Origin of the sequence: Bradyrhizobium sp. STM 3809 (assembly GCF_000239795.1) — a bacterium.
Classification (GTDB): Bacteria; Pseudomonadota; Alphaproteobacteria; order Rhizobiales; family Xanthobacteraceae; genus Bradyrhizobium.
Genome location: NZ_CAFJ01000150.1, coordinates 1 through 13694 on the forward strand (window position 1 = coordinate 1; position 13694 = coordinate 13694).

Annotated in this window: 12 protein-coding genes and 1 riboswitch; of the genes, 10 read left to right on the forward strand and 2 right to left on the reverse strand. The window is 66.8% G+C overall.

All coding sequences use genetic code 11. The annotated features are described in order from the left end of the window. From BRAS3809_RS37020 to BRAS3809_RS07810, 5 genes are all read left to right on the forward strand, one after another. On the forward strand, positions 1–210 hold a 210-nt coding region (locus tag BRAS3809_RS37020), incomplete at its 5' end, for a hypothetical protein (RefSeq protein WP_210161096.1). A 193-nt stretch (positions 211–403) separates the two neighbouring features. Beyond that, entirely contained in the window at positions 404–1483 is a 1080-nt protein-coding gene (locus BRAS3809_RS07795) for a branched-chain amino acid aminotransferase (protein ID WP_008961541.1), read from the forward strand. A gap of 322 nt (positions 1484–1805) precedes the next feature. Next, positions 1806–3398 (forward strand): histidine--tRNA ligase, encoded by a 1593-nt coding sequence (gene hisS / locus BRAS3809_RS07800; protein ID WP_008961542.1) that lies wholly within the window; start codon positions 1806–1808, stop codon positions 3396–3398. Positions 3399–3583: 185 nt separating this feature from the next. Continuing rightward, positions 3584–3787 carry a tautomerase family protein gene (locus BRAS3809_RS07805; protein WP_008961543.1) on the forward strand — a complete coding sequence of 68 codons (204 nt, stop codon included), beginning with the start codon at positions 3584–3586 and terminating at the stop codon, positions 3785–3787. Between the two features lie 376 nt (positions 3788–4163). Further along, positions 4164–4559, forward strand: a complete 396-nt coding sequence (locus BRAS3809_RS07810) for a thioesterase family protein (RefSeq protein ID WP_008961544.1) — start codon at positions 4164–4166, stop codon at positions 4557–4559. Positions 4560–4670: 111 nt separating this feature from the next. On the opposite strand, the gene proC is transcribed toward BRAS3809_RS07810, so the two are convergent. Further along, positions 4671–5492: a pyrroline-5-carboxylate reductase gene (gene proC / locus BRAS3809_RS07815; protein WP_008961545.1), complete on the reverse strand. Its 822-nt coding sequence runs from the start codon at positions 5490–5492 to the stop codon at positions 4671–4673. A 118-nt stretch (positions 5493–5610) separates the two neighbouring features. Beyond that, positions 5611–6111, reverse strand: a complete 501-nt coding sequence (locus BRAS3809_RS07820) for a type III secretion system chaperone family protein (protein WP_035655706.1) — start codon at positions 6109–6111, stop codon at positions 5611–5613. 404 nt (positions 6112–6515) lie between these two features. Next, positions 6516–6711, forward strand: a riboswitch (FMN riboswitch). 78 nt (positions 6712–6789) lie between these two features. Here BRAS3809_RS07820 and BRAS3809_RS07825 point away from each other — a divergent pair. The 5 genes from BRAS3809_RS07825 (at position 6790) to BRAS3809_RS07845 (ending at position 13434) form a co-directional block, all read left to right on the forward strand. Continuing rightward, the gene (locus BRAS3809_RS07825) at positions 6790–7386 is read left to right on the forward strand and encodes a 6,7-dimethyl-8-ribityllumazine synthase (protein WP_035655708.1); all 597 of its coding nucleotides are present in this window, start codon (positions 6790–6792) and stop codon (positions 7384–7386) included. Between the two features lie 432 nt (positions 7387–7818). Continuing rightward, positions 7819–9054: an MHYT domain-containing protein gene (locus tag BRAS3809_RS07830; RefSeq protein WP_008961548.1), complete on the forward strand. Its 1236-nt coding sequence runs from the start codon at positions 7819–7821 to the stop codon at positions 9052–9054. A gap of 350 nt (positions 9055–9404) precedes the next feature. Next, positions 9405–10268 carry an FAD binding domain-containing protein gene (locus BRAS3809_RS07835; protein WP_008961549.1) on the forward strand — a complete coding sequence of 288 codons (864 nt, stop codon included), beginning with the start codon at positions 9405–9407 and terminating at the stop codon, positions 10266–10268. Between the two features lie 248 nt (positions 10269–10516). Beyond that, positions 10517–11017, forward strand: coding sequence for a (2Fe-2S)-binding protein (locus BRAS3809_RS07840; RefSeq protein ID WP_008961550.1), 501 nt, complete (start codon positions 10517–10519; stop codon positions 11015–11017). Then, entirely contained in the window at positions 11014–13434 is a 2421-nt protein-coding gene (locus BRAS3809_RS07845; protein ID WP_008961551.1) for an aerobic carbon-monoxide dehydrogenase large subunit, read from the forward strand. Before BRAS3809_RS07840 ends, BRAS3809_RS07845 begins: the two co-directional genes overlap by 4 nt. Positions 13435–13694 lie beyond the last annotated feature (260 nt).

Genomic DNA, 13694 nt, shown 5'->3' on the forward strand with positions numbered 1-13694 from the left:
CTCGGCCGCGCGCACCTCGGGGCTCAACGTCGGAGACGAGAAATTTATGTCAGCCATATTGACGTTTCTGCGGTTCAATGTTACAAAACAATCGCCCGCTACGAAATTTTAGATCGTTTCATCGGCGGGCGATCGTCCCAGGACGTGTCTGATCGGGCCATAAGCAACCCGGACGGGCGGCTCTTGGCGGCGTTTCGAACAACCGTGTGATGTCGAGCGGCATTTCGGCAAACCATACTGGACTTCCGCCGGGCGCAAAAGCATGTCCTGTGGTGGCATGCTTGCCCGGCGACCGGCTGAAAAGCCGGCCGCGGCAGGTCCGACATTCAAAAGCCGACTGGCCCGATTGGACGGGTCGGCGCCAGAACTCGCGAACGGCGATCAGAGCGGGGGAAGCAAGGACATGACTTTGACATTCGACATCAAGCCGACGACGAACCCGACCTCCGACCAGGAGCGCGCGGCCAAGCTCGCCAATCCCGGCTTCGGCCGGGTGTTCACCGATCACATGGCCGTGGTCCAGTACAGCCAGGACAAGGGCTGGCACAGCGCGCGCGTCGAATCCCGCGCCAACTTCCCGCTGGATCCGGCGGCGGCCGTGCTGCACTACGCGCAGGAGATCTTCGAGGGGCTCAAGGCCTACAAGCGCGACGATGGCGACGTGAACCTGTTCCGCCCCGACGCGAACGCCCAGCGGTTCTGGAATTCGGCCGATCGCATGGCGATGGCGCAGCTGCCGCAGAATGTCTTCATCGAGGCGGTCGAGCAGCTCGTCCGCATCGACCGCGCCTGGATCCCGGGCGGCGAGGGCAGCCTGTATCTGCGTCCCTTCATGATCGCCAACGAGGTGTTCCTCGGCGTGAAGCCGTCGGCGGAGTACATCTTCGCGGTGATCGCCTCGCCGGTCGGTTCCTATTTCAAGGGCGGCCCGGCGCCGGTCTCGATCTGGGTCTCGGAGAACTACACGCGCGCCGCCGTCGGCGGCACCGGTGGCGTCAAATGTGGCGGCAATTATGCCGCGAGCCTGAAGGCGCAGGCCGAGGCGATCGCGCATGGCTGCGACCAGGTCGTGTTCCTGGACGCGATCGAGCGGCGCTATGTCGAGGAGCTCGGCGGCATGAACGTGTTCTTCGTGTTCGCCGACGGCTCGCTGTCGACGCCGCCGCTCGGCACCATCCTTCCGGGCATCACGCGAGACTCCATCATCAAGCTGGCGCGCGACGCCGGCCGCGAGGTGCGCGAGGAGGCCTATTCGATCGACCAGTGGCGCGCGGATGCCGCGAGCGGCAAGCTCAAGGAAGCCTTCGCCTGCGGCACCGCCGCCGTGATCTCGCCGATCGGCAAGGTCCGCTCGGTGAGCGGCGACGTCGTCATCAATGGCGGCGAGGCCGGCCCGGTGGCCATGGGCCTGCGCAAGCAGCTGGTCGACATCCAGTACGGCCGAGCTGCGGATCCGCATAATTGGATCAGGGACGTGAAGTAGGGGGCTGCTGCTCCATTCGCCGTCATGCCCGGGCTTGTCCCGCCTGCGCGGCCGAAGCCGCTTCGGCGCGGCGAAGGCCCGGGCATCCACGTCGCGCGGCATGAAAGTCGTGGATGGCCGGGTCAAGCCCGGCCATGACGAGCCTTAAATCGTGCAGCTCCCCCGGGTTGTGACCCTGCGCCCCGGCTGCTACCAAAGCCAGCAACGCATTCCATCCAGTAGGGTGGGCAAAGGACCGCGAAGCGGGCCGTGCCCACCGTTCCAGTATTTGTCAGCCCTGGTGGGCACGCTGCGCTTTGCCCACCCTACGCTCTGGTATCAGATGAACGACAAACCCAAGAAACCCCAGAAGCTGAAGGCGCGGCTGCCGCGCGGGCTCGAGGATCGCGGCCCCGCGGCGATCGCCGCCACCCGCGAGATGGTCGAGAAGATCCGCGCCGTCTACGAGCGCTACGGCTTCGAGCCGGTGGAGACGCCGGCGTTCGAATACACCGATGCGCTCGGCAAGTTCCTGCCCGACCAGGACCGCCCGAACGAGGGCGTGTTCTCGTTCCAGGACGATGACGAGCAGTGGATCTCGCTGCGCTACGACCTCACCGCACCGCTGGCGCGCTACGTCGCCGAGAATTTCGACGCGCTGCCGAAGCCTTATCGTTCCTATCGAGCAGGCTACGTGTTCCGCAACGAGAAGCCCGGTCCCGGCCGCTTCCGCCAGTTCATGCAGTTCGATGCCGACACCGTCGGCTCCGGTTCGCCGGCCGCGGATGCCGAAATGTGCATGATGGCGGCGGATACGATGGAGGCGCTCGGCATTGCGCGCGGCGACTACGCGGTCAAGGTCAACAACCGCAAGGTGCTCGACGGCGTCATGGAGTCGATCGGCCTCGGCGGCGACGAGAATTTCGGCCGCAGGCTCACCGTGCTGCGCGCGATCGATAAGCTCGACAGGCTTGGCGAGCGCGGCGTGCGCGAACTGCTCGGCGCCGGCCGCAAGGACGAGAGCGGCGATTTCACCAAGGGCGCCGGGCTCGACGAGGCGCAGATCAAGAAGATCGAGACCTTCGTCAATGCGCGCGCGCTGGTCGCGCCGCCGCTGCTCGCCTATGCCGGCGACAAGGACGTCGCGCAGCGCCTCGCCGGCGATGCCGATCGCAAGGACAGCGAATACGACATTGCGCGCCGCATCGCCGATATGCTGCGTGAGACCTTCGCCGACTCCAAGCTCGCGATCGACGGTCTCGACGAGCTGGTCGAGATCGCGCGCTTGGTCGATGCCTCCGGCTATCACAGCCAGATCATGGTCGACCCCTCCGTCGTGCGCGGCCTCGAATACTACACGGGCCCGGTGTTCGAGGCGCAACTGCTGGCCGCGATCCCCAACGAGAAGGGCCAGCCGGTGGTGTTCGGCTCGGTCGGCGGCGGTGGACGTTATGACGGCCTGGTCTCGCGCTTCCGCGGCGAGCCGGTGCCGGCGACCGGATTCTCCATCGGTGTCTCCCGCCTGCAGGCGGCGCTGACCCTGCTCGGCAAGCTCGACACGCGGCCCGCGTTCGGTCCCGTCGTCGTCACCGTGTTCGACCGCGACCGCGTCGCCGACTACCAGAAGATGGTCTCGACCTTGCGCGGCCACGGCATCCGCGCCGAGCTCTATCTCGGCAACCCGAAGAACATGGGCAACCAGCTCAAATATGCCGACCGCCGCAATGCGCCCTGCGTGATCATCCAGGGCTCTGACGAGAAGGCGCGCGGCGAGGTGCAGATCAAGGATCTGATCGAGGGTGCGAAGGCCGCCGCCGCGATCGCCTCGAACCAGGAATGGCGCGAGAGCCGCCCGGCACAAGTCTCCGCCAAGGAGGACGAACTCGTCGCCGCCGTCCGCGAGGTGCTCGCGCGTCACGACGTGAGCTGGGGGTAACGAGACCAGGCAATCATCCGGCGCACTTATCTTGCCGTCATTGCGAGCGAAGCGAAGCAATCCAGGGGCCAAACAGAACGATCTTTCGGAGTAACCCTGGATCGCTTCGTCGCTTCGCTCCTCGCGATGACGATCTAACTCGCAGCCGGTTGTAAGAACGACGAGAGATAGAAGGAGGAAACTCAATGCCCGAGATCACCATCAACATGGCCGCCGGCCGCACCGAAGAGCAGAAGACCAACATGATGCGCGACATCAGCAAGGCGCTGGTGACGCATCTCGGCGTCGATCCCGAGGCCGTGGTCATCCAGATCAACGAGGCGCCGCTGACGCACAAGATGAAGGGCGGCAAGACCTTCGTCGAGCGCGCGGCCGAGCAGAAGAAGTAGCTCCGCCGGCGTCCCGGCCTAGCGCGCAATTGCGCGCAAGGCGCCGGGACCCATACCCCCAAGGAGCGGTTTGAGGCACGCTGGTCATTGGCTTTTCGCCCATCACGACTGCCACGGCGTATGGATCCCGGATCGGCGCCGCGCCGCGCTGGCGCGCGTCGTGGCTTGTCCGGGATGACGGCTGGGGGTGGGGCGAGCGTGTTGGGCAATCACAAATGCCGTCGTCCCGGCGAACGCCGGGACCCATACCCCCAGGGAGCGGTTCGAGGCAGCCTGGTCATTGGCTTTTTGCCCATCACGACCGCCGCGGCGGATGGGTTCCGGATGGGCGCGCGCGCCGCAGCTTGTCCGGGACGGCAGCTAATTCGGAGCCACCATGGACGCACGTGACATCATCAAGCCGGGCATGCGGGCCGAGCGCCTGCTGGTGGTGCCGCCGGAGCGCACCGTCGGGCACTTTGTTCCTCATATGCCCATGGTCTATGCGACGCCGATGATGATCCTGGAGATGGAGATGACCTCCGGCGACGCCATCAACCCGGTGCTGCCGCCGGGCTGGGTCACGGTCGGCACCGAGGTCAATGTCCGCCATCTCGCGGCCTCGCCGGTCGGCGCCACCATCCGCACCGTGGCCGAGGTGATCGAGGTCGAGCGCCGCGTCATCCGCTTCGCGGTCGAGGCGTTCCACGGCGAGGTGAAGATCGGCGATGGCCGCCACGGCCGCGGCCTGATCAATGTCGAGCAGTTCAAGAAGCGCTTCGCCGTGCCGTAGTGGCGCATTCCACCGTCATTGCGAGGAGCGAAGCGACGAAGCAATCCAGGGCCGCGGGCGTGGCCCTGGATTGCTTCGCTGCGCTCGCAATGACGGCGGAGGTTGGAGGGGCTACTTCGCCAATTCCTTCGACCTTGCCGTCGCCGCGGCCACCGCGCGCTCGAGCAGTGGCTCGAAGCCGTCCGCGGCCATCAGCACCGAGAGCGCGGCGGCGGTCGTGCCGCCGGGCGACGTGACGTTGTGACGCAGGGTCGCCGGGGACTGTTCCGAGCGATGCAGCAGCTCGCCGGCGCCGGACACCGTGTCGCGCGCGAGCTTCGTCGCCAGCGCTTCGGGCAGGCCCGCGGCGACGCCGGCGCGAGCCAGTTCTTCGGCGAGCAGGAACACATAGGCGGGACCGGAGCCGGACACGGCGGTGACCGCATCCATCAGCCCCTCGTCCTCGACCCATTCCACGGCACCGGTCGCGCGCAGCAGCGCATCGGTCAGCGCGCGCTGCGCCGTGCTGACATTGGCGGCGGGCACGGCGACCGTGATGCCGCGGCCGATCGCCGCCGGCGTGTTCGGCATTGCGCGGACGACGGCGCCGCCCACGACATCCTGCAGGCTCGCAATGGTCGTGCCGGCCATGATGGACAACACCAGCGTGGTATCGCCGACCCAGCGCTTCAGCGCCGGCCCGGCCTCGCGGAACATCTGCGGCTTGACAGCGAGGATGACGACCTCGGCCGCGGTGGTCTCAGCCGGATTGAGGCGGACGCCGCGGGCCACCAGCGCGGTGATCTCGGCCGACGGCATCGGCTCGATCACCACCACCCGCGCGGGATCGAGGCCCCCGGCCAGCCAGCCGGTCAGCATCGCGCCGCCCATCTTGCCGGCGCCGGCCAGCACGATGGTGCCGGTGGTGTGTTGGAGTTCGGAGATGGTCGTCATCAAGCCTCCATTCGTCATGGCCGGGCTTGACCCGGCCATCCATCGACTGAAAGGAGCGGCTTTTTGAGGCGAGATGGATGCGCGGGTCAAGCCCGCGCATGACGAGAGGGGGGCAGCCTTACGCCTCGCCTTCGGTGTCGAACAGCGCCGCGGCCATCGCGTCCTGGGTCGACTTGCCGGCCCAGACCACGAACTGGAACGCCGGGAAATAGCGCTCGCAGGCGTGGATGGCGCCGGCCAGCATGCTCTCGCATTGCGGGCCGGAGGCGGTGATGCCGCCGGGCAGCACCAGGGCCTGGCGGTGCATCACCATGCCGGTGTGGGTCCAGATGTCGAAATGGCCGAGCCACAACTGCTCGTTGATGGCGGCGATCAGCCGCTGCACCTCGGCGCGGCGCGCCTCCGGAATCTTCATGTCGAAGGCGCAAGCCAGATGCAGTGCCTCGATCTCCGCCATCCAGGTGAAGGAGATCTGATAGTCGGTCCACTGCCCCTTGGAGGCGATCGTGATCTCGTCCTCGCCGGAGCGCTCGAACATCCAGTTGTTGTCGGAGGCGATGTTCTCGACCACGCTCAAAGGATGGTTTCCGGAATCGATAGTGCTTTCGAGCAGGGACATGCCGTCTCGACCTCGTCTTCTTGATCTCGTTGGTACTTACGCGGCGACCCGGCCCGCGCCCTGTCGGCGCCTCGAACCCGGCTTGCAGCCCCGGAGGTACCCCGGGCGTGCGCGGACAAAGTGATGTGATTTGCGGAATCTGCGCAACGGGGGGGTGAGTCCGTCCACAACGAAACACCGGTTCGTCCACAACTCCTGTCCGGCCTGTGGAATCATGGCCGAACGAGAACAAAACGGAATCGGATTCGCCGCAGCCGCCGCAAAATGCCGCGGAAATGGCGCCGCCGGCTGTGGAGAAGGCGGCCGCAGGCCGCATAGCGGCCCTTCGCGCGCTGCGCATGTCAGGTCTTGTCGGCGACCCGGACCGTCTGCATAGTTCCTGCGGGCCGTCCATTCCGGGCGGTTCATGTTCTCAGGGCGGGGCGAAATTCCCCACCGGCGGTAAGCGGTCTCGGTCGAGAGCGCGAGCCCGCGAGCGCCTTCTCTGCGAGGACTGACCGGGGGAATCCTGTTCTCCGGATCGGGCCTTGAGGAGAAGGGTCAGCAGATTCGGTGCGACTCCGAAGCCGACGGTCAAAGTCCGGATGAAAGAGAACGGGTCCCGGCCCCCCGCGCAATCCCGCGTGGGGGCGTCGTCGTTCCGTGTGCCCTGATTCTGGTCTCTCAATGAGGACAACCATGAATCAGATGTTGCAAGACTCCATCGACACCACCGACATCGTCGCTGAAACCGCGCCGCCGGCGGATACGTCCGCTGCGCCGCCGCCTGACGACACGCCTCCGGCGCCGTCGCATCCGCGCTTCGCCAAGCCGCAGCGCGTCGCCTTCGTGCAGTCGGCGTGGCATCGCGACGTCGTCGCCGAGTGCCGCATCGCCTTCCTCGACGAGATCGAGGCGCGCCACATTCCGCGCGACCGTGTCGACATCTTCGAGGTGCCGGGCTCGTTCGAGATCCCGCTGCATGCGCAGCTGCTCGCCAAGACCAGGCGCTACACTGCGATCGTCGCCGCCGGCCTCGTCGTCGACGGCGGCATCTACCGGCACGAGTTCGTCGCCGACACCGTCATCAAGGCGCTGATGGACGTGCAATTGCGCACCGAGGTGCCGGTGTTCTCGGCGGTGTTGACCCCGCAGCAATTCCACGAGACGCAGGCGCATTTCGACTTCTTCAGCAAGCACTTCGCAACGAAGGGCGTCGAGGTGGCGACCGCCTGCGCGGAGACCTTGCTGAGCCTGGAGCGCCTGCGCAGCCAGGTCGCGGCGGGGATCATCTGAGGCGGGATGGCGTGTGGCTGGCCAGCGAGCCACACGCCTTCTTTCGAAATTGTGATTCTCGACGTTTGCCGCACGGGCGATGAGCTCCCCTCCCCCTTGCGGGGAGGGGTTGGGGGTGGGGGGTCTCCGGGCGCTGACCGTCGTGAGATCCACCTTTGCAAATCTCCCGAGCGTCACTGCTCGTCACTGAGAGCACGTCGTGTGGACCCCCACCCCCGACCCCTCTCCGCAAGAGGGGGAGGGGAGTGCACCGCCTTTGCGGCGGGAGGTCGAATCCCAACTTCGCTGCGCATCGTGGCGCGCGCATCGGCGCGTCTTCCAGCGACATCACGCCTCCTCCCGCTCCCCGCCTTGTGTTGTCATTTCCCGCTCGCGCCCTGTAAAACCTCTCCCGGGAGGAGGCTGGCCCGTGGCGACGGGCGGCCGGCAAGGATGATCGAAGGATACGATCCTTATCTCGTCGCGCTCTCGGTCGTGATCGCGAGCCTGGGTGGCTATACCGGATTCAGTCTCACCGCGCGCATCCGCAGCGGGCCGGGGGCGAATCCGCGCGTGCTGCTGTCGGGGGCTGCGGGCATTCTCGCAGTCGGCATCTGGACCATGCATTTCGTGGGCATGATGGCCGCGCCGCTGCCGGCGGATGCCGTCTATCTGGTGCTGCCAACCATCATCTCGTTCCTGATCTGCGCGCTGGTCGTGGGCGTGTCGCTGTTCTTCGTCAGCATCGGCGATCCCTCGCCGCAGCGCGTCGTGCCCTCGGCGCTGCTGCTCGGCGCCGGCATTGCCAGCATGCATTATGTCGGCATGCACGGCCTGGCCGGCAGCTTCGGACTGACCCATGATCCGGCGCTGGTGGCGCTTTCGGTCGCGATCGCGATCGTCGCCGCCTATGGCGGGCTGCGCATCTTCCTGGCGCGGCAGGATGGCCTGCGGCTGGCCATCAGCGCGCTGGCGTTCGGTATCGCCGTCTCCGGCATGCACTATACGGCGATGCTGGGCATGCATGTTTTGCCGGCGGGCGAAGGCCATCATCATCAGGCCGCAGGGCTCGCGGCATCACCGCAGGCGCTGGCGATCGTGGTCGCCGTGCTGTGCTTCGTCGTCGCCGCAGGCTTCCTGCTGTCGCTGGTGCCGGAACCGCATCGGGCGTCGAAACCGGCATCGGTGATGGCCGAGGCCGCCCCCGCCCTGGCGCCGGAGCCGATCATCCCGCCATCGCCAGTGCAACCCGTCGCGCCGCCCCCTCCGGAACCGCCTGAGAGCATCGCGCCGGCCCGTGTCACCGCGGCGCCGCTCGGCGGCATCGGACAGCCGCCGCGCATCGCTGCGGCGCGGTTGCCGCTCGAGGGCGCCAATGGCACTCACTTCATCGACGCCGGCGACGTCCGCAGCGTCCGAGCCGACGCGCATTATACGCGGGTGCATGACGGCACCCGCGAGCGGATGTGCCCGTGGTCGATCTCCGAGGCCGAGGCGCAACTCGATCCCGGCCGCTTCATCCGCGTCCACCGCAGTCACATCGTTGCGATCGAGCACGTGACCTTCGTCGGCAAGGAAGGCGAGGGGGCGGTCATCGAGCTCGACGGCCCGTCGAAGCCGCGGGTGCCGGTGAGCCGCGCCAAGGTCGCCGAGGTCAAGGCGCGGCTCGGGCTGCGGCGACCGGCCTGATCCAGCGGGGCTTTTCGCAGGCGCAATATCCGGCGCGGCCGGTCTCCGCGCCGCACACAAATCCTCCACGCAAGCCTCTCGGCACGGCGCTCCCTCGCGCGTCTGGCCGGATCGTCATTGGCTTGACTGGGTCGCCTTTCCTGACGCAATTCGTGCGCGCTGATCCGCCATTCGTGCGAATTCGCCGCTCTCCGTGCCCGTTTCGTTGCGCGGCCGCCGATCCCGATCGACTCTCGCTGCCAACCGCGATGTGTCCGCGTTCGATCTTCGCTCTCGCAGCACGAACGCCCGCCGCAGCAACGCGACGGCCAAGCCGCCAAGGCAGGCCAGCAAGAGGGAAGGGAAACGACATGATCCCAGGTCCGTTCGACTATCATCGGCCCGCCAGCGTCGGCGACGCCGTCAAGCTGCTCGCCGATCTCGGCGACGAGGCGCGCCCGCTCGCCGGCGGTCACAGCCTGCTGCCGATGATGAAGCTGCGGCTGGCGACTCCCGCGCATCTGGTCGACCTGCACGGCATTGCCGGCCTCAAGGGCATCTGCAGGGACGGCGACCGCATCGCGATCGGCGCGATGACGACCCAGGCCGAACTGCTGGCGTCGACCGAAATTGGCAGCAGCCTGCCGATCCTGCACGAAACGGCGCTGCTGATCGCCGATCCGCAGGTCCGCTACCGCGGCACGCTCGGCGGCAACGTGGCCAACGGCGACCCTGGCAACGACATGCCGGCGCTGATGCTGGCGCTGGACGCGACCTATCGTCTCGAAGGGCCGAACGGCGCCCGAGAGGTGCCGGCGCGGGAATTCTACCAGGGCGCGTATTTCACCGCGCTGGAGCCTAGCGAGATCCTGACCGGGGTGACCATTCCCGTGCCGCCCGCGGGACACGGCTACGCCTATGAGAAGCTGAAGCGCAAGGTCGGCGATTATGCGACCGCAGCGGCGGGCGTGGTGCTGACCATGGCCGGCGGCAAGGTGGCGACCTGCGTGATCGCGCTGACCAACCTGCACGAGACGCCACTGCTGGCGACGGATGCGGCGAATGCCGTGATCGGCACCACGCTCGATGATGCCGCGCTGAAGGCCGCCGCGACCGCCGCGCGCGCGATCATGCAGCCGGCCTCCGATGCCCGCGGCCCCGCCGAGTATCGCGTCCATGTCGGCGGCATCATGGTGATGCGCGCGCTGCAGCGCGCGGCGAGCAGGGCGAAGTAGCGTTCGCCGACGCGGCGGCCCCGCTGACGGTGCAACTCGCCCCGCGGCGAACTCTTTCCTCTCCCTCCCCCCTTGTGGAGGAGGGGCGGGGAGGGGGGAGCCCCAAGCGAGACCGCCGCCGTGGACCCCCACCCCCGACCCCTCCCCGCCTAGCGAAGCTTCGCTTCGCGCGGGGGGGAGGGGAGCGCACCGACACCGCGGCTGATAGTTCGGCCTCAAGTTCAAAGACGTTCTTCAGGGAGCACCGAATGCCCAAAACCCACGTCACGATGAAGGTGAACGGCAGCGAGGTCGAAGGCCTCGCGGAGCCGCGCACCTTGCTGGTTCATTTCCTGCGCGAGCAGGCGCAACTCACCGGCACGCATATCGGCTGCGAGACCAGCCATTGCGGGGCCTGCACGGTCGATATCGACGGCATGAGCGTGAAGAGCTGCACCATGCTCGCGGTGCAGGCCAATGGCGCCGAGATCACCACGATCGAGGGCATGGCCAATGCGGACGGCACCTTGTCGCCGCTGCAGGAAGGCTTCCGCATGATGCACGGCCTGCAATGCGGCTTCTGCACGCCCGGCATGATTCTCCGCGCGCATCGGCTGCTGAAGGAGAATCCACAGCCGACGGAGGCCGAGATCCGCGCCGGCATCTCCGGCAACATCTGCCGCTGCACCGGCTATCAGAACATCGTCAAGGCGATCCAATACGCCGCCGCCAAGATCAATGGCGTGGAATTCCAGGAGGCCGCGGAATGAACGACATGACTCCCACGCGGGAACAACGCGAAGCCGCCCTCGAAGGCATGGGCTGCCGGCGCAAGCGCGTCGAGGACATCCGCTTCACCCAAGGCAAGGGCAACTACGTCGACGACGTGAAGCTGCCTGGGATGCTGCATGGCGACTTCGTGCGCTCGCCGCATGCGCATGCCCGGGTCAAGGCGATCCACACCGAGGAGGCGCTCAAGGTGCCGGGCGTGCTCGCGGTGATCACCGCCGAGACCTTGAAGACCGTCAACCTCGCCTGGATGCCGACCCTCGCGGGCGACGTGCAGATGGTGCTCGCCGACGGCAAGGTTCTGTTCCAGAACCAGGAGGTCGCCTTCGTCGTCGCCACCGACCGCTACGCCGCCGATGACGGCGTCTCCAAGGTCGTCGTCGACTACGAGCCGCTGCCGGTGCTGGTCGATCCGTCCAAGGCGATGGAACCGGATGCGCCGGTCCTGCGCGAGGATCTCGCCGGCAAGACATCAGGCGCGCACGGCCCGCGCAAGCATCACAACCACATCTTCGAATGGAGCGTCGGCGACAAGGAGCTGACGGATGCCGCGTTCAAGAAGGCCGACGTCACCATCAAGGAGATGATCTCCTATCACCGCACCCATCCGTCGCCGCTGGAAACCTGCCAGTGCGTCTGCTCGTTCGATAAGATCAAGGGCGAGCTGACGATCTGGGGCACGTTCCAGGCGCCGCACGTCATCCGCACCGTGGTGTCGCTGATCGCCAAGCTCCCGGAGCAGAAGATCCACGTCATCGCGCCGGATATCGGCGGCGGCTTCGGCAACAAGGTCGGCGCCTATCCCGGCTACATCTGCGCGGCTGTGGCCTCGATCGTGACCGGCAAGCCGGTGAAATGGGTCGAGGACCGCATCGAGAACCTCACCGCGACCGCGTTCGCGCGCGACTATCACATGACGACCGAGATCGCCGCGACTAGGGACGGCAAGGTCACCGGCCTGCGCGTCCACGTGCTGGCCGATCACGGCGGCTTCGACGCCTGCGCCGATCCGTCGAAATGGCCGGCCGGATTCTTCAACATCGTCACCGGCTCCTACGACTTCCCGGTCGCACATCTCAGTGTCGATGGCGTCTACACCAACAAGGCGCCGGGCGGCGTCGCCTATCGCTGCTCGTTCCGCGTCACGGAGGCGGCCTATTGCATCGAGCGCGCGATGGACATCCTGGCGCAGAAGCTCGGCATGGATCCGGCCGAACTGCGCCTGAAGAACTTCGTCAAGCCGGAGCAGTTTCCCTATCACTCAGCGCTCGGCTGGGAATACGATTCCGGCGACTATCACACCGCCATGCGCAAGATGATGGAGACGGTCGACTACGCCGGTCTCCGCAAGGAGCAGGCCGAGAAGCGCGCCGCCTTCAAGCGCGGCGAGACGCGGGAGATCATGGGCATCGGCATCGGCTTCTTCACCGAGATCGTCGGCGCCGGCCCGTCCAAGAACTGCGACATCCTGGGGATCGCGATGTTCGACTCCTGCGAGATCCGCCTGCACCCGACCGGGGCCGGCATCGCGCGGATGGGCACCAAGAGCCAGGGCCAGGGCCACGAGACCACCTGGGCGCAGATCATTGCGAGCGAGATCGGCATCCCCGCCGACAACATCATGGTCGAGGAGGGCAACACGGATACCGCGCCTTACGGCTTGGGCACCTACGGCTCGCGCTCGACGCCGGTCGCCGGCGCGGCCATCGCCATGGCGGCTCGGAAGATCAAGGCCAAGGCGCAGATGATCGCGGCTTACAAGCTCGAGGTCCACGAGGACGATCTCGAATGGGACATCGACGGCTTCCGGGTCAAGGGCCTGCCCGAGAAGGCGATGTCGATGAAGGACATCTGCTGGGCGGCGTACAACTCGGTTCCTCCCGGCATGGAGCCGGGACTGGAGGCGGTGAGCTACTACGATCCGCCCAACATGACCTATCCGTTCGGCGCCTATCTCTGCGTGATGGACATCGATGTCGACACGGGCGTCTACAAGGTCCGGCGCTTCTACGCGCTCGACGATTGCGGCACCCGCATCAACCCGATGATCATCGAGGGCCAGGTTCATGGCGGCCTCACCGAAGCCTTCGCCATCGCGATGGGCCAGGAGATCCGCTACGACTCGGAAGGCAACGTCGTCACCGGCTCGTTCATGGACTTCTTCATGCCGACCGCGGTCGAGACGCCGCATTGGGAGACCGACTACACCGTGACGCCGTCGCCGCATCATCCGATCGGCGCCAAGGGCGTCGGCGAAAGCCCGAATGTCGGCGGCGTGCCGGCGTTCTCGAATGCGGTCAACGACGCCTTCTCGTTCCTCGGTTCGACCCACATCCAGATGCCCCACGACTTCTGGCGCAACTGGCAGGCGGCGAAGAGCCTGGGCGTGGTGGCGTAAACTGCAGCCAAGATCACCGCTGTCATTGCGAGGAGCGAAGCGACGACCTGTCCGCCATAGCCCGAAGGGCGACGGCGGAAGCAATCCAGAGTCACGCCCCTGAGCCCTGGATTGCTTCGCTGCGCTCGCAATGACGCGGAGAGGACAGCGGTCCAACGTGACGACCAGTGATGCAGAAATGCACATGCGGTCACCTTCTCGCAACGCATCCGCGCCCGAGCTCTGCTGTCAGCTCGCCCCCTCGAACAGAGGGCGCAGGG

Excerpts from the sequence above, each read along its gene's own strand:
- BRAS3809_RS07795 (WP_008961541.1), top strand. The coding sequence starts at position 404 with ATGACTTTGACATTCGACATCAAGCCGACGACGAACCCGACCTCCGAC.
- hisS (WP_008961542.1), top strand. The coding sequence starts at position 1,806 with ATGAACGACAAACCCAAGAAACCCCAGAAGCTGAAGGCGCGGCTGCCG.
- BRAS3809_RS07805 (WP_008961543.1), top strand. The coding sequence starts at position 3,584 with ATGCCCGAGATCACCATCAACATGGCCGCCGGCCGCACCGAAGAGCAG.
- BRAS3809_RS07810 (WP_008961544.1), top strand. The coding sequence starts at position 4,164 with ATGGACGCACGTGACATCATCAAGCCGGGCATGCGGGCCGAGCGCCTG.
- proC (WP_008961545.1), bottom strand. The coding sequence starts at position 5,492 with ATGACGACCATCTCCGAACTCCAACACACCACCGGCACCATCGTGCTG.
- BRAS3809_RS07820 (WP_035655706.1), bottom strand. The coding sequence starts at position 6,111 with ATGTCCCTGCTCGAAAGCACTATCGATTCCGGAAACCATCCTTTGAGC.
- BRAS3809_RS07825 (WP_035655708.1), top strand. The coding sequence starts at position 6,790 with ATGAATCAGATGTTGCAAGACTCCATCGACACCACCGACATCGTCGCT.
- BRAS3809_RS07830 (WP_008961548.1), top strand. The coding sequence starts at position 7,819 with ATGATCGAAGGATACGATCCTTATCTCGTCGCGCTCTCGGTCGTGATC.
- BRAS3809_RS07835 (WP_008961549.1), top strand. The coding sequence starts at position 9,405 with ATGATCCCAGGTCCGTTCGACTATCATCGGCCCGCCAGCGTCGGCGAC.
- BRAS3809_RS07840 (WP_008961550.1), top strand. The coding sequence starts at position 10,517 with ATGCCCAAAACCCACGTCACGATGAAGGTGAACGGCAGCGAGGTCGAA.
- BRAS3809_RS07845 (WP_008961551.1), top strand. The coding sequence starts at position 11,014 with ATGAACGACATGACTCCCACGCGGGAACAACGCGAAGCCGCCCTCGAA.